General features: G+C 67.2%; 14 protein-coding genes. 9 read left to right on the top strand and 5 right to left on the bottom strand.

The window, feature by feature from the left end; all coding sequences use genetic code 11:
- Nucleotides 1-25 precede the first annotated feature (25 nt).
- Nucleotides 26-220 (bottom strand): hypothetical protein, encoded by a 195-nt coding sequence (locus tag H3H55_RS01260; RefSeq protein WP_048248171.1) that lies wholly within the window; start codon nucleotides 218-220, stop codon nucleotides 26-28.
- A gap of 318 nt (nucleotides 221-538) precedes the next feature.
- Between H3H55_RS01260 and H3H55_RS01255 the strand changes: the two genes are divergently transcribed.
- Nucleotides 539-4,129 (top strand): indolepyruvate ferredoxin oxidoreductase family protein, encoded by a 3,591-nt coding sequence (locus H3H55_RS01255; RefSeq protein ID WP_193097475.1) that lies wholly within the window; start codon nucleotides 539-541, stop codon nucleotides 4,127-4,129.
- Between the two features lie 138 nt (nucleotides 4,130-4,267).
- Here the strand turns inward: H3H55_RS01255 and H3H55_RS01250 are convergent, their stop codons facing one another.
- The gene (locus H3H55_RS01250; RefSeq protein ID WP_129513499.1) at nucleotides 4,268-6,538 is read right to left on the bottom strand and encodes an NADP-dependent malic enzyme; all 2,271 of its coding nucleotides are present in this window, start codon (nucleotides 6,536-6,538) and stop codon (nucleotides 4,268-4,270) included.
- Between the two features lie 460 nt (nucleotides 6,539-6,998).
- Here H3H55_RS01250 and H3H55_RS01245 point away from each other — a divergent pair, with 460 nt between their 5' ends.
- Complete coding sequence (locus H3H55_RS01245; RefSeq protein WP_048248168.1) at nucleotides 6,999-7,685, top strand: orotate phosphoribosyltransferase; 687 nt, start codon at nucleotides 6,999-7,001, stop codon at nucleotides 7,683-7,685.
- 241 nt (nucleotides 7,686-7,926) lie between these two features.
- Entirely contained in the window at nucleotides 7,927-8,523 is a 597-nt protein-coding gene (locus tag H3H55_RS01240) for a YbhB/YbcL family Raf kinase inhibitor-like protein (RefSeq protein ID WP_129513498.1), read from the top strand.
- Between the two features lie 76 nt (nucleotides 8,524-8,599).
- Here H3H55_RS01240 and H3H55_RS01235 read toward each other — a convergent pair whose 3' ends face one another.
- On the bottom strand, nucleotides 8,600-8,749 hold the full coding sequence (locus H3H55_RS01235) for a hypothetical protein (RefSeq protein WP_164991984.1): 150 nt from the start codon (nucleotides 8,747-8,749) through the stop codon (nucleotides 8,600-8,602).
- Between H3H55_RS01235 and H3H55_RS01230 the strand changes: the two genes are divergently transcribed.
- The 5 genes from H3H55_RS01230 (at nucleotide 8,733) to H3H55_RS01210 (ending at nucleotide 14,516) form a co-directional block, all read left to right on the top strand.
- Nucleotides 8,733-9,305, top strand: coding sequence for a flavodoxin family protein (locus H3H55_RS01230; protein ID WP_048248166.1), 573 nt, complete (start codon nucleotides 8,733-8,735; stop codon nucleotides 9,303-9,305). The genes H3H55_RS01235 and H3H55_RS01230 overlap by 17 nt on opposite strands.
- Before the next feature lie 164 nt (nucleotides 9,306-9,469).
- Nucleotides 9,470-10,420, top strand: a complete 951-nt coding sequence (gene argC, locus H3H55_RS01225; protein WP_193097474.1) for an N-acetyl-gamma-glutamyl-phosphate reductase — start codon at nucleotides 9,470-9,472, stop codon at nucleotides 10,418-10,420.
- A 430-nt stretch (nucleotides 10,421-10,850) separates the two neighbouring features.
- Nucleotides 10,851-12,281, top strand: coding sequence for a DUF2957 domain-containing protein (locus H3H55_RS01220; RefSeq protein WP_048248164.1), 1,431 nt, complete (start codon nucleotides 10,851-10,853; stop codon nucleotides 12,279-12,281).
- Nucleotides 12,282-12,422: 141 nt separating this feature from the next.
- On the top strand, nucleotides 12,423-13,664 hold the full coding sequence (locus tag H3H55_RS01215; protein WP_193097473.1) for a DUF2957 domain-containing protein: 1,242 nt from the start codon (nucleotides 12,423-12,425) through the stop codon (nucleotides 13,662-13,664).
- 18 nt (nucleotides 13,665-13,682) lie between these two features.
- Nucleotides 13,683-14,516 (top strand): OmpW/AlkL family protein, encoded by an 834-nt coding sequence (locus H3H55_RS01210; protein WP_129513495.1) that lies wholly within the window; start codon nucleotides 13,683-13,685, stop codon nucleotides 14,514-14,516.
- 183 nt (nucleotides 14,517-14,699) lie between these two features.
- Here H3H55_RS01210 and H3H55_RS01205 read toward each other — a convergent pair whose 3' ends face one another.
- Nucleotides 14,700-15,629, bottom strand: a complete 930-nt coding sequence (locus tag H3H55_RS01205) for a LysR family transcriptional regulator (protein ID WP_129513494.1) — start codon at nucleotides 15,627-15,629, stop codon at nucleotides 14,700-14,702.
- A gap of 97 nt (nucleotides 15,630-15,726) precedes the next feature.
- Here H3H55_RS01205 and H3H55_RS01200 point away from each other — a divergent pair, with 97 nt between their 5' ends.
- Nucleotides 15,727-17,010 (top strand): MFS transporter, encoded by a 1,284-nt coding sequence (locus H3H55_RS01200; protein ID WP_193097472.1) that lies wholly within the window; start codon nucleotides 15,727-15,729, stop codon nucleotides 17,008-17,010.
- Between the two features lie 75 nt (nucleotides 17,011-17,085).
- Here H3H55_RS01200 and H3H55_RS01195 read toward each other — a convergent pair whose 3' ends face one another.
- Nucleotides 17,086-17,727: a LysE family translocator gene (locus tag H3H55_RS01195; RefSeq protein ID WP_193097471.1), complete on the bottom strand. Its 642-nt coding sequence runs from the start codon at nucleotides 17,725-17,727 to the stop codon at nucleotides 17,086-17,088.
- Nucleotides 17,728-17,771 lie beyond the last annotated feature (44 nt).

Genomic DNA, 17,771 nt, shown 5'->3' with positions numbered 1-17,771 from the left:
GCGACCCGCGGGCCGCGCGACCGGATCAACGCGCGTTCGCCTTCGACTCGACGGCGCGCTCGGCCGACGGCTGCGCGTCGGTGTTCTGGGCCGGCACGATCTGACGCATCTGCGCGCCGGCTGCCGCCAGTGCGCTTGCGCCTTGCGCGTGCACCGGGCCGGTCATCGCGAAAAACGCGGCGGACACGACCAGAAAACTCTGGATATGACGTGTGTTCATTGCACCTCCTGTAAAACTGCCGGCGCCTCCCCGATTGCGTCGAAATAAACCCACGCGACCGGGCACCTCCGGCAGGCCGACAAGATTAACGGCATTTGCCCGCAGATGGGGCCGGCTTTACATGCATTTACATGATGTAACGCATCATCACGCCCTGTTTTCCTGGCCCACCGCCGCCATCCGGCCGACGGGCGGCGGGTTTGCCCCAGTGCTACCATCGCTTAAAACCGGCCAATATGCCGGCCACTGCCGACGCGTTCAAAAGACGCCGGAGCAGTCGAGTTTTGGTGATCCCAAACTGGGTGGAGGAGACTGTTAATGAATGCCCCGCTAGACGCAGACCAACGCGCGTCGCTAGAAGCCGCGCTGAAGTCCGTCACGCTTGATGACAAATACACACTGGAACGCGGTCGCGCGTACATGAGCGGCATTCAGGCCCTCGTGCGCCTGCCGATGCTCCAGCAGGAACGCGACCGCGCCGCCGGTCTCAATACGGCCGGGTTCATTTCCGGCTATCGCGGTTCGCCGCTCGGCGGCCTCGACCTCTCGCTCTGGAAGGCCAAGCAACACCTGGCGGCCCACCAGATCGTCTTCCAGCCCGGCCTCAACGAAGATCTCGCCGCCACCGCCGTGTGGGGCTCGCAGCAGGTGAACCTGTACCCCGGCGCGAAGCACGACGGCGTGTTCGGCATGTGGTACGGCAAGGGCCCGGGCGTCGACCGCACGGGCGACGTATTCAAGCACGCGAACTCGGCCGGCTCGTCGCAGCACGGCGGCGTGCTGGTGCTCGCCGGCGACGACCACGCGGCGAAATCGTCGACGCTCGCACACCAGTCCGAGCACATCTTCAAGGCCTGCGGGCTGCCCGTGCTGTTCCCGTCCAACGTGCAGGAATATCTCGATTTCGGCCTGCACGGCTGGGCAATGAGCCGCTACTCGGGGCTGTGGGTCGCGCTCAAGTGCGTGACGGACGTCGTCGAATCGTCGGCGTCGGTCGACATCGACCCGCATCGCACCGAGATCGTGCTGCCGACCGACTTCATCGTCCCGGACGGCGGCCTGAACATCCGCTGGCCCGACCCGCCGCTCGTGCAGGAAGCGCGGCTGCTCGACTACAAGTGGTACGCGGCGCTCGCCTATGTTCGCGCGAACAAGCTCGACCGGATCGAGATCGATTCGCCGAGCGCACGCTTCGGGATCATGACCGGCGGCAAGGCGTACCTCGACGTGCGCCAGGCGCTGACCGACCTCGGTCTCGACGATGAAACCTGCGCGCGGATCGGCATCCGGCTTTACAAGGTCGGCTGCGTTTGGCCGCTCGAAGCGCAGGGCGCGCAAGCGTTCGCGCGCGGCCTCGACGAAATCCTCGTCGTCGAGGAAAAGCGCCAGATCCTCGAATACGCGATCAAGGAAGAGCTGTACAACTGGCCCGACGGGCAACGGCCGCGCGTGTTCGGCAAGTTCGACGAGAAGGACGGCGCCGGCGGCGAATGGTCGGTGCCGATGGGCAACTGGCTGCTGCCCGCGCACTACGAACTGTCGCCCGCGATCATCGCGAAGGCGATCGCGACGCGCCTCGAGAAGTTCGAGCTGCCGTCCGACGTGCGTGCGCGCATCGCCGCGCGGCTCGCGGTGATCAACGCGAAGGAAATGGCGCTCGCGAAGCCGCACGTGCAGACCGAGCGCAAGCCGTGGTTCTGCTCGGGCTGCCCGCACAACACGTCGACCAACGTGCCGGAAGGCTCGCGCGCGATCGCCGGCATCGGCTGCCACTACATGACCGTGTGGATGGACCGCAGCACGAGCACCTTCAGCCAGATGGGCGGCGAAGGCGTGCCGTGGATCGGCCAGGCGCCGTTCACGGACGAGAAGCACGTGTTCGCGAACCTCGGCGACGGCACCTATTTCCACTCGGGCCTGCTGGCGGTGCGGGCGGCGATCTCGTCGAAGGCGAACATCACCTACAAGATCCTCTACAACGACGCCGTCGCGATGACGGGCGGCCAGCCGGTCGACGGCGTGCTGACGGTGCCGCAGATCACGCACCAGCTTGCGTCCGAAGGCGCGAAGAAGATCGTGATCGTCACCGACGAGCCGGAGAAGTACGACAGCCAGAAGGCGCTGCTCGCGCCCGGCGTGACGATCCATCATCGCGACCAGCTCGACGACGTGCAGCGCGAGCTGCGCGAGATCGAAGGCACGACGATCCTGATCTACGACCAGACCTGCGCGACCGAGAAGCGCCGTCGCCGCAAGCGCGGCACGTATCCGGACCCGGCCAAGCGCGTCGTGATCAACGACGCGGTGTGCGAAGGCTGCGGCGACTGCTCGGTGCAGTCGAACTGCCTGTCGGTCGAGCCGCTGGAAACCGAATTCGGCACGAAGCGCCAGATCAACCAGTCGAGCTGCAACAAGGACTTCTCGTGCGTGAAGGGCTTCTGCCCGAGCTTCGTCACGGTCGAGGGCGGCCAGTTGAAGAAGCCGAAGGCGGTTTCGGTCGACGGCAACGCACTGCCGCCGATCCCGGAACCGACGCTGCCGGACATCGACCGGGCCTACGGCGTGCTCGTCACGGGCGTCGGCGGCACGGGCGTCGTCACGATCGGCGCGCTGCTCGGGATGGCCGCGCACCTCGAGAACAAGGGCGTGACCGTGCTCGACGTCACGGGCCTCGCGCAGAAAGGCGGCGCGGTGATGAGCCACGTGCAGATCTCGCATGCGCCGACCGACATCCACGCGACGCGGATCGCGATGGGCGAAGCCGATCTCGTAATCGGCTGCGACGCGATCGTCACGGCCGGCGACGAGTGCACGTCGCGGATGCGGCACGACACGACGCGCGTGGTCGTCAACAGCGCGCAGACGCCGACTGCCGAGTTCATCAAGAACCCGAACTGGGCGTTCCCCGGCCTGTCCGCGGAGAACGACATCCGCGCGGCGGCCGGTGAAGCGGTCGATTTCATCGACGCGAACCGCTTCGCGGTGGCGCTGCTCGGCGACGCGATCTACACGAACCCGTTCGTGCTCGGTTATGCGTGGCAGAAAGGCTGGCTGCCGCTCACGCTTGCATCGCTCGAACGCGCGATCGAGCTGAACGCCGTGTCGGTCGACAAGAACCGCGCGGCATTCGACTGGGGCCGCCGCGCCGCATACGACCTTGCCAGCGTGAAGCAGGCCGCGGCCGGCGATACACGCCCCGCGCAAGGCGCCACGGTGATCGCGCTGCACACGAAGAAGGCGGTCGACGCGTTGATCGCGAAGCGTGTGGAATTTCTCACCGCGTACCAGAACGCCGCGTACGCATCGCGCTATGCGGCGTTCGTCGACAAGGTGCGCGCAGCCGAGCGCGCGCTGGCGGACGGCGACACGATGCAGGAGCAACTGACCGAGGCGGTCGCGCGCAACCTGTTCAAGCTGATGGCGTACAAGGACGAATACGAAGTCGCGCGGCTGCAGTCCGATCCCGCGTTCCTCGCCCGCCTGTCCGCGCAGTTCGAAGGCGACTGGAAGCTGAAATTCCACCTCGCGCCGCCGCTGTTCGCGAAGACGGACGCCCACGGCCATCTCGTGAAGAAGGCGTACGGCCCGTGGATGATGTCGGCGTTCCGGCTGCTCGCGAAGGCGAAGTTCCTGCGCGGCACGGGGCTCGACCCGTTCGGCCGCACCGAGGAACGCCGCACCGAGCGCGCGCTGATCGGCGAGTACGAAGCGCTGATCGACGAAGTGACGGCCAAGCTGAACGCGGCCAATCGCCCGCTCGCGCTCGAGCTCGCGGCGCTGCCGGACGGCATTCGCGGCTACGGCCACGTGAAGGAGAACAACCTGCGCGCGGTACGCCAGAAGTGGGACACGCTGCTCGCGAAGTGGCGTTCGCCGGCGGGCAGCCAGTCGCACCAGCAGGTCGCGTAACGGCACGCGACGGGCGTTCGCGGTACGGACGCCCGCCCGCGCCGCCGGCGCTTCGCGATAAAAAAACGCCACGGAGCGCAAGCTTCGTGGCGTTTTTCATTGCGCCGCGCGTGAAGCGCGGCACACGCGGGCGCGAACTTACTTCGTGTTCACGTTCGCGGCGGCAACGGCCGTCATGTTGATGATCCGGCGCACGGTCGCGGCCGGCGTCAGGATGTGGGCCGGCTTCGCGGCGCCGAGCAGGAACGGGCCGACCGTCACGCCTTCGCCGCCGACCATCTTCAGCAGGTTGTACGCGATGTTCGCGGCTTCGACGTTCGGCATGATCAGCAGGTTCGCTTCGCCCGACAGCGTCGTGCCCGGGAATGCCTGCTTGCGGATCATTTCCGACAGCGCGGCGTCGCCGTGCATTTCGCCGTCGACTTCCAGGTTCGGTGCACGTTCGACGATCAGCTTGCGTGCCTCGGCCATCCGGCGCGACGACGCCGACGGCGCGCTGCCGAAGTTCGAGTTCGACAGCAGCGCCGCCTTCGGCGCGATGCCGAAGCGCTCGATCTCGGCCGCGGCCTGGATCGTCATGTCGGCGAGCTGTTCGGCGCTCGGCAGCTCGTTCACGTACGTGTCGCACACGAACAGGTTGCGGCCCGGCAGCATCAGCAGGTTCATCGCCGCGAAGTGCTCGGCGCCCTTCGCACGGCCCAGCACCTGCTCGATGAACTTCAGGTGGCTGTGGAACGTGTCGATCATCCCGCAGATCATCCCGTCCGCGTCGCCCAGGTGCACGAGCATCGCGCCGATCAGCGTGTTGAACTTGCGCAGCGCGGCCTTCGCGACTTCCGGCGTCACGCCATCGCGCGCGGCGATGTCGTGGTATGCCTGCCAGTAGCGGTGGTAGCGCGTGTCGTCTTCCGGATTGACGATTTCAAAATCAACACCGGCCTTCAGCTTCGAGCCGATCTTCTGCAGGCGCATCTCGACGACCGACGGACGGCCGACGATGATCGGCTGCGCGATCTTTTCCTGCAGCACGAACTGCGCGGCGCGCAGCACGCGCTCGTCCTCGCCCTCGGCGAACACGATGCGGGCCTGCTTCTTCTTCGCGGTCGCGAACACCGGGCGCATCACCATGCCGGTGCGGTAGACGGTCGCGCCGAGCTGCTCGCGGTACGCATCCATGTCCTGGATCGGACGCGTGGCGACGCCCGAATCCATCGCGGCCTGCGCGACGGCCGGCGCGATCTTGATGATCAGGCGCGGGTCGAACGGCTTCGGAATCAGGTAATCCGGCCCGAATTCGAGCGAATGACCTTCATACGCCTTCGCGACTTCCTCGCTCTGGTCGGTTTCCTGCGCCAGTTCGGCGATCGCGCGCACGCAGGCGAGCTTCATTTCTTCCGTGATCGTCGTCGCGCCGACGTCGAGCGCGCCGCGGAAGATGAACGGGAAGCACAGCACGTTGTTGACCTGGTTCGGGTAGTCCGAACGGCCGGTCGCGACGATCGCGTCCGGGCGCACGGCCTTCGCGTCTTCCGGGCGGATTTCCGGCTCCGGGTTCGCGAGCGCCAGGATCAGCGGCCGGTCGCCCATCGTCTTGACCATGTCCTGCTTCAGCACGCCCGCGCTCGAGCAGCCAAGGAACACGTCGGCGCCGACGATCGCGTCCGCGAGCGTGCGTGCGTCGGTGGTCGCCGCATAACGCTGCTTCGACGGATCGAGATTGCCGCGCCCTTCGTAGATCACGCCCTTCGAATCGGCGACGAGGATGTTCGACTTCGTCAGGCCGAGGTTCACCAGCAGGTCCAGACACGCGATCGCCGCGGCGCCGGCGCCCGAGCACACGAGCTTCACTTCGGACAGCTGCTTGCCGACGACCTTCAGGCCGTTCAGGATCGCGGCCGACGCGATGATCGCGGTGCCGTGCTGGTCATCGTGGAAGACGGGGATCTTCATGCGCTCGCGTAGCTTCTGCTCGATGTAGAAGCATTCCGGCGCCTTGATGTCCTCGAGGTTGATGCCGCCGAGCGTCGGCTCGAGCATCGCGATCGCCTCGACGAGCTTGTCGGGGTCGGACTCCGACAGTTCGATGTCGAACACGTCGATGCCCGCGAATTTCTTGAAGAGGCAGCCCTTGCCTTCCATCACCGGCTTCGCGGCGAGCGGGCCGATGTTGCCGAGACCGAGCACGGCCGTGCCGTTCGTGATCACGCCGACGAGGTTGCCGCGCGACGTGTACTTCTGCGCGTCGAGCGGATCGGCGTGGATCGCCTCGCACGCGGCGGCGACGCCCGGCGAATACGCGAGCGACAGATCGAGCTGGTTCGACAGCGGCTTGGTCGGGGTGACCGAAATCTTGCCGGGTTTCGGGTTCAGGTGATAAGCGAGAGCGGCCTGCTTCAGTTGTTCGTCCATGATTGACCTGCGAGAGACATGCGAAATTTTGACGGTTCAGTTCACAGCACCTTCGGCCGCGTCTGCTTGAATCGAGGGGATGGTCGACTGCGAGACGGCACGCGACGCGCCGGATCGGCACGCCATCGAACCTTGGCGGGTGGCAAGAGGAAAGTACAAAGTACTGAACGATTTCTAAGGGTCGCCTAGTGTACACCCCGCGCATGACACGCGTTGGTGCAGCGCCGCATCCCCGACATCGGCCTGAGAGCGGTCCGCCCCCGTTTGTTTCGCCGGTGGTGAGCGGCGCGGCGAACCCGCGCGAATTCCGCCGAAAACCGGCCTGAATCGGGTAAAATGTCGGGCTACGCGCGCAGCGATGCGATTGGTTCTCCGATCGCGCCCCGGCCCTCTGGGCAGGTTCCCCTTGCTGCGCCACCGGGCCCGCGCCCGCTCCTCGCTCAACACCCAAGGAATGCCCATGACAGGCTACGATCGTCAGTCGATCTCGGATACGACCGCCAAAATGCTGCTCGAAGTGCAGGCGGTGCACTTCAACGCCGAAAAACCCTTCGTCTTCACGTCGGGCTGGGCAAGCCCCGTCTACATCGACTGCCGCAAGCTGATCTCGTATCCGCGCGTGCGCCGCGGCCTGATGGAAATGGCGGAAACGACGATCCTGCGCGACATCGGTTTCGAGCAGATCGACGCGGTGGCAGGCGGCGAAACGGCCGGCATCCCGTTCGCGGCATGGATCGCGGACCGGATGATGGTGCCGATGCAGTACGTGCGCAAGAAGCCGAAGGGTTTCGGCCGCAACGCGCAGATCGAAGGCCATCTGGAAGAAGGCTCGCGCGTACTGCTGGTGGAAGACCTGACGACCGACAGCCGCAGCAAGATCAACTTCATCAACGCGCTGCGCACCGCGGGCGCGACGGTGAATCACTGCTTCGTGCTGTTCCACTACAACATCTTCAAGGAAAGCGTGTCGGTCCTGAAGGACATCGACGTCGACCTGCACGCGCTGGCGACGTGGTGGGACGTGCTGCGCGTCGCAAAGGCCTCGGGCTACTTCGAGACGAAGACGCTCGACGAAGTCGAGAAGTTCCTGCACGCACCGGCCGAGTGGTCGGCCGCGCACGGCGGCGCGACGGGCGCCCAGGAGTGACGCCGCGCCGGCTCGCATGCCGGCGCCCAGGCTGAAAAAGCCGCCCGCTTCATCGCGGGCGGCTTTTTTTTCGTCCATCGTCCCGCGCAAGAACCGGTCGCGACCACGGGTCGCGGTGTGCATCGCTCATCGAACCCTAATGCTAGACTTGATCCATCGCCGCCATCAGCTGCTCGGGCAACGCACAACGCCAACAACGCCGGGAGCATCAGCCCGGCCCACGTGACGGGAGAAGCGCCATATGCGTGTGGATCGCCGGATCACCCCGCCTGCGCCATCGGGTCGCCCGCCTCCATTCATCCTCTCCGCCCTCCTGTGCGCCGCCGTCTTCGCGGCACTGCCCGCGCATGCGGAAGGCCCGTTCACCGTGACGAGCGACGACCTGGCACCCGGCGGGCACGTCCGCGCCGCGAACGTGTTCGACCGCGGCGACTGCAAGGGCGGCAACCACTCGCCGCAGCTCACCTGGCACAACCCGCCGCCCGGCACGCGCGGCTACGCGGTCACGATCTTCGACCCCGACGCGCCCGGACACGGCTGGTGGCACTGGGCCGTGGCGGGCATCCCCGCGACGGTCACGAGCCTGCCGGCCGACGCGAGCGCGTCCGGCTTCCTGCGACGCATCGGCGCGAGCGAGGCGCGCAACGACTTCGGGATCGACGGCTATGGCGGCCCGTGCCCGCCGCCCGGCAAGCCGCACCGCTACGTGATCACCGTCTACGCGCTGAAGGGCACCGACCTGCGCGTCGCGCAGGGCCGCCCCGCGCCGATGTTCGAGCACGAGATCGGCACGCTCGCGATCGGCACCGCGCAATTCACGGTCAGCTACGGGCAGTAACGAGCGCCGTGCGCCACCACGTCGCGATTGCCGACCATCGAGAAATTTCGTGCACGGCACGCGCGCGTTTTTCCCGTCATTTCAGCTTGCTAGACTCGTCGTCACCGGTCGCGGCGCCCCGCCGCGCATCCGTCGCGCCGCCCACCGGCGACGCATAACCCGGCAGGCCGCCGCGGCCGCCGACCCCGTTCCTTTCCGGAGAACGCTTCATGTCGAACATCGTCATCGTCTATCACAGCGGCTACGGTCACACGCAGAAACTGGCCGAGGCCGTGCACACCGGCGCGCAGGACGCCGGCGCGACCGTGCGCCTGATCGCCGTCGGCGACCTCGACGACGCAGGCTGGGCCGCACTCGACGCGGCCGATGCGATCGTCTTCGGCGCGCCGACCTACATGGGCGGCCCGTCCGCGCAGTTCAAGCAGTTTGCCGACGCAACGTCGAAAGCGTGGTTCACGCAGAAGTGGAAAGACAAGATCGCCGCGGGCTTCACGAACTCCGCGACGATGAACGGCGACAAGTTCTCGACGATTCAATATTTCGTCACGCTGTCGATGCAGCATGGGATGGTGTGGGTCGGCACGAGCCTGATGCCTGCCAACTCGAAGGCGGCCACGCGCAACGACATCAACTACCTCGGCGGCTCAACGGGCCTGCTCGCGCAGTCGCCGGCGGATTCGACGCCCGACGAGGGCCCGCTGCCGGGTGACCTCGAGACCGGGAAGGCATTCGGCCGGCGCATCGCCGAAGCGACGGCCCGCTGGGTTGCCGGCGGCCGCTGAGCACGCCCCTGACGCCGTCGCGCCCGCGCCGGCGGGCGTCAAAGGGACACAAGACGGCCCGCCGGCCGTCTTTTTTTCGCCCCGCGCGGTACAGGCCCGCCGGATGACGTCTTAAAATGGCGGTTTCAGGGCGCGGCCCCTCCGTTTCATTCAGTGAGAGCGAAATGAGCACCAAAGTTTTTGTCGACGGCCAGGAAGGCACGACCGGCCTCAAGATCTTCGAATACCTGTCGGCACGCAGCGACATCGAGATCCTGCGCATCGATGAAGCGAAGCGCAAGGACGTCGACGAGCGCCGCCGCCTGATCAACGCGTCGGACGTCACGTTCCTGTGCCTGCCGGACGTCGCGTCGCGCGAATCGGCGTCGCTGGTCGAGAACCCGAACACGACGCTGATCGACGCGAGCACCGCGTTCCGCACCAGCGCCGACTGGGCCTACGGCCTGCCCGAACTGACCCGCGCGCAGCGCGAGAAGATTCGCACGTCGAAGCGCATCGCGGTGCCGGGCTGCCATGCATCGGCCTTCGTGCTCGCGATGCGTCCGCTCGTCGATGCAGGTATCGTCGCGCCGACGTTCGCCGCGCACAGCTACTCGATCACCGGCTACAGCGGCGGCGGCAAGTCGATGATCGCCGAATACGAAAGCGCCGCGCCGGGCGGCAAGCTCGCGAGCCCACGCCCGTATGCGCTCGGCCTCACGCACAAGCACCTGCCGGAAATGGCCGCGCACACGGGCCTCGCGAACCCGCCGATCTTCACGCCGATCGTCGGCCCGTTCCTGAAGGGCCTCGCGGTGACGACCTACTTCACGGCCGAGCAGCTCGCGAAGCACGCGACGCCGCAGGACGTGCAGCGCGTGTTCGCCGAGTACTACGCGGACGAAGCGTTCGTGCGCGTCGCGCCGTTCAACGCGGACGCGAACCTCGACGGCGGCTTCTTCGACGTGCAGGCGAACAACGACACGAACCGCGTCGACCTGTTCGTGTTCGGCAACGAAGAGCGCTTCGTCACGGTCGCGCGCCTCGACAACCTCGGCAAGGGCGCGTCGGGCGCCGCGATCCAGTGCATGAACCTCAACATCGGCGCAGCCGAGGACGCGGGCCTCAAGCGCTGATCATCATCTCATGCGATGCAAAGCCGGCCGCTGGCCGGCTTTTTATTTACTCGTATCAGGCAATAAATAAAATCCGGTTCGCGTATTTACAATTATTTACAAGCTTTCCATTGCACGATTACCGGTGAATTAAGCCCACCCCTCTTTCTCCAGTCAATCCCGAATAGGGATAAACCGGATACCGTCGCTTTAAACGCTGCCGTTATACGCGGGAAGGCCGTTCGACAGCCTGCCGAGCGTGGCACATTCCCCACTCCGGCAGCTTCCGGCAGCCCCTGCCTCGTTTTAATTCTTACCGAATGCCGCGTCGGACAAGGAATCAAAACGCGATATCCGTTTCAATCGCCTTTTTTAGACGGGTTCATCAATTGACAGCAAAAATCAAGGCGGCGACATTAGCTCGCACAATTAAACGATTGGAGACAGCGGCATGTCGCACACCTTATCGAAGGGGGTGGCAACGGCCTTTGCCATTACCCCTTTCCTGCTTGCCTGTGGTGGGGGGGATTCTGGCGGCGCGCCTGCGCCGATCAATGCGCCCCAATGTTCCGGATCGAGCTGCGGCACGCAAGGGCCGCCGCCTTCGCAGCCCGTCAACGGTTCGCTGTGCCCGGCCGACGCCGACATCGTGAAAAGCACGTATCTCGGTGGCGCCGGTAGCGGCGAGATCGTCAGCGTCAACATCGACGCGGTCGCGATGACCTACACGCTCAAGTGGCTCGAATCGCCGATTCCGCTCGCAACCGGCACGGTCACGCCGAGCCGCGTCGGCACGTCGATCGCCGGCAAGGTCATCCATCCGCCGACCGGCACGCTGCCGACCGCAGAACAGACGCGCTGCGCGTTCGTCCTCACGCCGGGCACGGGCACCGCGCCGAACGGCTCGACCTATTCGACGGCCGCCGACTTCAATCCGGCGAACCCGCCGATGCTGCTGGTCGGCATGGGCGTCGCGGGCGGCGGCATTCCGGGTGCGACGGTGCAGTACGACGGGCTGACGATCAGCCTCGCCGGCATCCCGCTCTACCAGAACGTCGGCCAGGTGCCGAACCGTCACTTCGACTTCTATCCGTTCCTCGGTTTCGCGAACACGACGACGGACCTCACGAAGCTGCCGGGCACCTACAACGCGCTGATCTACCACCTCGTGCCGTCGGGCAACTACGCGACGCAAGGCGCGAATTCGAGCGAGACGTTCGATGCGAACGGCGCGTGCACGTCGACGAATGCGTCGGGCTGCGAAACGACCGGCGATCCGTGGAAGACGAGCGCGAACGGCGGCTACTTCGACAGCACGAAGGCGCCGCAGATCCTGCCGCAGACGAAGCTGCCGATCATCGGCGCGACCGGCAAGTCGGCGACCGCGCACATGGTGATCGGCCAGCTCAACGGCGCGACCGTGCCGGTGATCGTGCGCACGGGCAACGTGAACCTCGGCACGCCGCCGCTGCACACCGACGCGCAGGTCGACGACGAATCGGGCATCGCGGTGCTCGGCTCGGCGACGGCGATCCAGTCGGGCGCGATCGACGGCGGCTACGCGGGCGCGGACTCGAACTTCAAGTACACGGCCGCACTGATCCGCGGCAGCAACGCGTCGTTCATCAACCCGACCACGCAGGCCGAGGAAGACGCCTTCTCGCTCGACTACGGCCAGGCGACGCCGGGCCTGCTGAACGCGAAGACGACGCCGCCGAGCGGCGCGGCCTACCCGTCCGCGTCGGGCGTGGTGATCGCGACGGGCGGGCTGTACGCGGCGCTCATCCAGGGCACGGTGAACGGCGGCGTCACGTCGACGTCGGCGAACTCGAGCACGTCGTCGACACCGTACTTCGGCGTGGGCGCGCAGATCAGCAAATAGCGTACGAGGACGCGGCGGCGGCCAGCCCGCTGCCGCGTGACGCAAGGACGCGCGTGGCACGGCGCGGGCAGGACGAGCACAAGTAACAGAAGCGGCCGACAGGGAGCTGGCCGCCGCACAAGACAAATCTGGAGGAGCAACATGAAGCGCAACCTCATTCTGGCGGCGGCCCTTGCCGCCCCCCTTCTTTCCGCCTGCGGCGGCGGCAGCGACAACCCGCCCCCGCTCGTCGAAGACCGGCTCTGTCCCGCCTCGCTCGATTACACCACCGTGTTTACCGGCGGTGCGGGCAGCGGCGAACTCGCCAAGGTCCAGCTCGACACGACCAAGATGACGTGGCAGGTCACGTACGTCGAATCGCCGGTGCCGCAGACGACCGGCACCGTCGTGCCGACCCGCGCGGGCACCGTCGACAGCGGTACGCTCACGCAGGAAACGCTGCTGCCGACCAACAAGCTGAACCAGTGCGCGTTCCGCCTGAACGGAGCAAGCCTCGACCCGACGCGCCCGGCACGGATCTTCGTCGGCGAAGGTGTCGCTGGCGGTACGATTCCCGGCAAGGAAATCCAGTTCGGCGGCGTGCTCGGCCAAGCCGCGGTGCCTGACACGAAATTCCCGTACTACCCGTTCATCGGCTTCTCGTCGATCGAAACCAACATCGCGAACGTCGCGGGCACGTACAGCCACGTCGGCTTCGGCGAAGTGCCGTCGCAGAACTTCGCGCCCGCGTCGATCGACGCGAAGGTGACGATCAACGCGGACGGCTCGTGGACCAAGTGCGACACGACCGGCCAGTTCGCCGGCGGCGCGTGCACGCAGCAGGGCACGAACTTCGTGCAGTCCGCGGACGGCAGCGGCGCGTTCCAGTCCAACAACTACCAGAGCCAGTTGAAGCCGACGCTGTCGACGACGCCGCAGGGCAAGGGCTTCATGATCGTCGGCAAGCTGCGCAACCAGCTGGTGCCGATCCTCGTGCGCACGGGTGTTGCGAACCCGAACCCGACGCCCGACAGCAACGGCGTGCCGGGCCTCACCGCCGACGATGAATCGAGCATCTCGATCCTCGCGCCGCAATCGATGGTCGCGGTCGGTTCGCAGAACGGCGAGTACATCGGTGTCGACAGCCAGTTCAATTACCGGACCACCGCGCTGGCCAACACCCAGGCCACGCTGCTCGATCCGTTCCAGCCGTCGCAGGCCTCGCTCGCGACCGCACTCGACCTCGACTACACGCAGAAGGTGCCGGGCACGGTCACGACGATCCACACGGGTTCGGGCAGCACGTCGCCGACCGGCAAGTTCATCTTCACGGGTGGCGTGTTCGGTTTCCTCGATAACGCCGGATCGACGCCGTATTTCACGATCGGCGCGTTCGTCCAGTAAGCAGAGGGGAAAGCCGTGATGAAGAAAACCCTACTCTGCGCGGCGGCCGGCGCCGCCGCCCTGGCGCCGCTCGCGGCGCACGCGCAGAGCGCCGGCAGCAACGTCGTCACGCTGGGCTGGTTCCACGTGATGCCGCAACAGAGCAGCACGCCGATGACGACCAACGTCGCACCGACGCCGATCAACACGCCGCTGCGGCTGCCGCCGTCGTTCACGTCGCCGGGCACCGGGCTGCGCACCAGCGGCGCCGACACCGTCGGCCTGACGGTCAGCCACTTCCTGACCGACCACATCGCGGTCACGTCGGTGGCGGGCGTGCCGCCGGTGTTCAAGGTGTCGGGCCAGGGCACGATCAGGCCGCCCGGCCCGGCCGGCGCGCTCGGCACGCAGAACATCGGGCTCGCGTCGGTCAACCCGATCGTGAAGAGCGTGCGGCAGTGGAGCCCGGCCGTGCTGCTGCAGTACTACTTCGGGCAGGCGACCGCGAAGTTCAGGCCGTTCCTCGGCCTCGGCGTGTCGTACAACTGGTTCAGCGACCTGCAGCTCAACACGAACTTCATCAAGCAGACGCAGGAGAACCTCGGCGCGATTCTCGCGGCGGGCGCGGGCAAGCCGGGTACGACATCGGTGGAGGCGAAGGCGTCGTCGTCATGGCAGCCGGTGTTCAACGCGGGTCTGCAGTACAACATGACCGAGCATTTCGGGCTGATCGCGTCGGTGACGTACATCCCGCTGAAGACGACGTCGACGGTGACGATCAAGGCGGCCGACGGTTCGGTGCTGGCCGAGTCGAAATCGGACCTGAAGGCCGACCCGATCATCAGCTACGTCGGGATGACGTACAAGTTCTGAGGGCGGCGACGGCGACGAATGGCACGCTGCGGCAAAATCGCAGGCAAAAAAAAGCCCGCCTAAGAGGCGGGCTGAATCCATATCAGAGGAGACATGGAGGAGACAGGTGCAACTATAGCGAATCGATTTCCGCATTGCAACATTTCCGTAGAGAAAATAAGGATTTTCCCTCGAATGCCGACTCTAACTCGCTTCGTTCGCTTCTGACCCCTTCCTGATCTCCCCGTCCAGCACCTCGCCCAGCGCGTCGCGCAGCAGCGCGACAGGCCGCACCAGGCGGCCCGGCAGCGCGGCGTGCACGATCCACACGTTGATCCGCGTCTCCAGCCCCACCGTTTCCACCACCCGCAGCGCATCGCGATGCGCGCTGCGCGCGAGCGCGTTCGGCGGTGCGATCCCGATGCCCGCGCCGCGCGCGACGAGCGACAACTGCAACTCCGAGCCGAACGCCTCGACCGCGACGTCGAACGGCAGCCCGGCCGCGCCGAGCGCGCGACTCAGCGCCGAACGCATCCCGCAGCCGTCCTGACTCAGCACCCACGGAAAACCCGACAGCGTGTCGAGCGACAACGGGCCGTCCGGCAGCGGAAAGTCGCGTGCGGCGACGAGCACCGTCGGCTGCGTGGCGAGCAGCGTCGCCGTGAACGCGTCGGGCAGCACCGTGCTCGCCGGCACCATCACGGCCGCGACGTCGAGCGTGCCGCGCTCGATGCCCTGCAGCAGCGCCGGCGACCAGCCGGCCGTCACGCGCAGCGTGAGGCGCGGGAACGCGTCGCGCAGCCGGTCGATCGGCCGCTCGAGCGCCAGTTCGGACAGGAACGGCGGGACACCGATGCGCAGCTCGCCCGACGGCTCGCTGTCCGGCGCGCCGGCCGCCATCAGCTCGTCGACCGCGCCCAGCACGTTGCGCGCGAGCGCGTAGACGTCGCGCCCGGCCGCGGTCGGCTTCAGCGGCTTGCTTTGCCGTTCGAGCAGCGGCACGCCGAGCAGCGTTTCGAGGTTCTGCACGCGCCGCGTCAGGCCGGGCTGCGTCAGGTGGAGCTTCGCGGCCGCGGCAACCATCGAGCCGCTGTCGACCACCGCGACGAACGCCAGGAGATCACGCGTATTCAAAACAAACTCGCATAATCATGTTAGACATATTTCAATTGTCGCATAAACATCGGCCCCCTACGATGGGAACTCCTTCGACCCACACCCCAGGCTTCCGATGAACTGCCCTGCCAACCCTTGTCCCGGCGCCGTTCGCGCACCCGTCGGCGCGCCGCCCGCGCTGAGCGCGGGCATGACGCTGTTCTTCGCCGCGACGGTCGGCGTGATCGTGATGGACCTGTTCGCCGCGCAACCGCTGACGGGCCCGATCAGCGCGGACCTGCACCTGCCGCCCGGCCTCGCCGGCCTCGTCGCGATGCTGCCGCAGCTCGGCTACGCGGCCGGGCTCGTGCTGCTCGTGCCGCTCGTCGATCTGCTCGAAAACCGCCGCCTGATCGTCGCGACGCTCGTCGCCTGCGCGGCCGCGCTCGCGCTGCCCGCGTTCACGCGGTCGGGCGTCGTGTTCCTGCTGGCGACGCTGGTCGCCGGCGCCGCGTCGAGCGTGATCCAGATGCTCGTGCCGATGGCCGCGTCGATGGCGCCCGAAGCACAGCGCGGCCGCGCGGTCGGCAACGTGATGAGCGGGCTGATGCTCGGCATCCTGCTGTCGCGGCCGCTCGCGAGCCTGATCGCGGGCTCGGCCGGCTGGCGCGCGTTCTACGCGCTGGCCGCGCTCGCGAACGCCGCGATCGCCGTCGTGCTCGCGCTGCGCCTGCCGTCGCGCACGCCGTCGATCACGGCCGGCTACCGCGCGCTGCTCGCGTCGATGGGGCGCCTGCTCGCCGACGAACCGGTGCTGCGCCGGCACGCGCTGTCGGCCGCGCTCGCGATGGCTGCGTTCAGCGCATTCTGGACCGCGGTCGGGCTGCGGCTCGCGCAGCCGCCGTTCGGTCTCGACCTGCACGGGATTGCGCTGTTCGCGTTCGCCGGTGCCAGCGGTGCGATCGTCACGCCGCTCGCCGGCCGCGCCGGCGATCGCGGCCACGGCCCGACCGCGCAGCGGATCGCGCACGGCACGATGCTGGTGGCGCTCGTCGTGCTCGGCATCGCGGGCGCCGGCTGGTTCGGCTTCGACGCGCATGCGCATCGCGGCCTCGCGCTTGCGCTGCTCGCCGGCGGCGCGGCGTTGCTCGACGCGGGCGTCATCGTCGACCAGACGATCGGCCGCCGCGAGATCAACCTGCTGAACCCGGCCGCGCGCGGGCGCCTGAACGGACTGTTCGTCGGGCTGTTCTTCGTCGGCGGCGCGCTCGGCGCGGCGCTCGCGGGCAGCGCGTGGGCATGGGGCGGATGGAGCGCCGTGTGCGGCGTCGGGTTCGCGTTCGCCGGTGCGGCCGCGGTGTTCGGCCTCACGGCCGGGCGCCGGGTCGGCGCGGCGACGCTGACTCGCCCGCATCCGTGAAGCGGACGTGAAAAGACGAACGCCCCGCCCTCTTGCGAGGGACGGGGCGTTCGGCGCACCGGAATCCGTTCGAAATCAGTGACGCACCAGCGCCATCATCGCACCGAAGCCGACGAACAGTCCGCCCGTCAGCCGGTTGAACACCTTCGCGACGCTCTGGCTCTTCAGCGTCGCGCCGATGCGCGTGCCGAACGACGCGTAGACGAGATACCAGCTCACCTCGATCACCGCGAACGTGACGACGAGGATGCCGAACTGCGGCAGCGTCGGCGCGGCCGCGTTGATGAACTGCGGCAGCAGCGCGGCCGCGAACAGGATCGCCTTCGGGTTGCTGCCCGCGACCAGGAAGCCATTGCGGAACAGCACCCAGCGCGATGCCGACGCAGCCTGACGCGACACCGATTCGACGTCGGTGGCCGGCGGCGCGTCGTCGACGCGCGCACGCCACGCCTTCACGCCGAGGTAGATCAGATAGGCGGCGCCCGCGAAGCGCAGCGCGTTGAACATCGCGGGCCACGCTTCGAGGAACACGCCGAGGCCGGCCGCCGACACCGACAGCATCAGCACCAGCGCGCTCAGGCAGCCGGCCATCGTCGACGACGAGCGCCGCAGCCCGTGCCGCGCGCCGTGCGTCATCACGAGCAGCATGTTCGGGCCCGGAATCGCCGACACGACGAACACCGTCGCCACGAAAAGCCACCACGTATGCAAGTTCATGCGTGCCTCTGCCTGAATGTAGGAAAACCGAAACGTCGATTATG

Origin of the sequence: Burkholderia sp. Z1 (assembly GCF_014893795.1) — a bacterium.
In the GTDB taxonomy this organism is placed as follows: domain Bacteria; phylum Pseudomonadota; class Gammaproteobacteria; order Burkholderiales; family Burkholderiaceae; genus Burkholderia; species Burkholderia theae.
The sequence above is the reverse complement of the archived record's forward strand: the minus strand, read 5'-3'. Positions and strand labels throughout refer to the sequence as shown.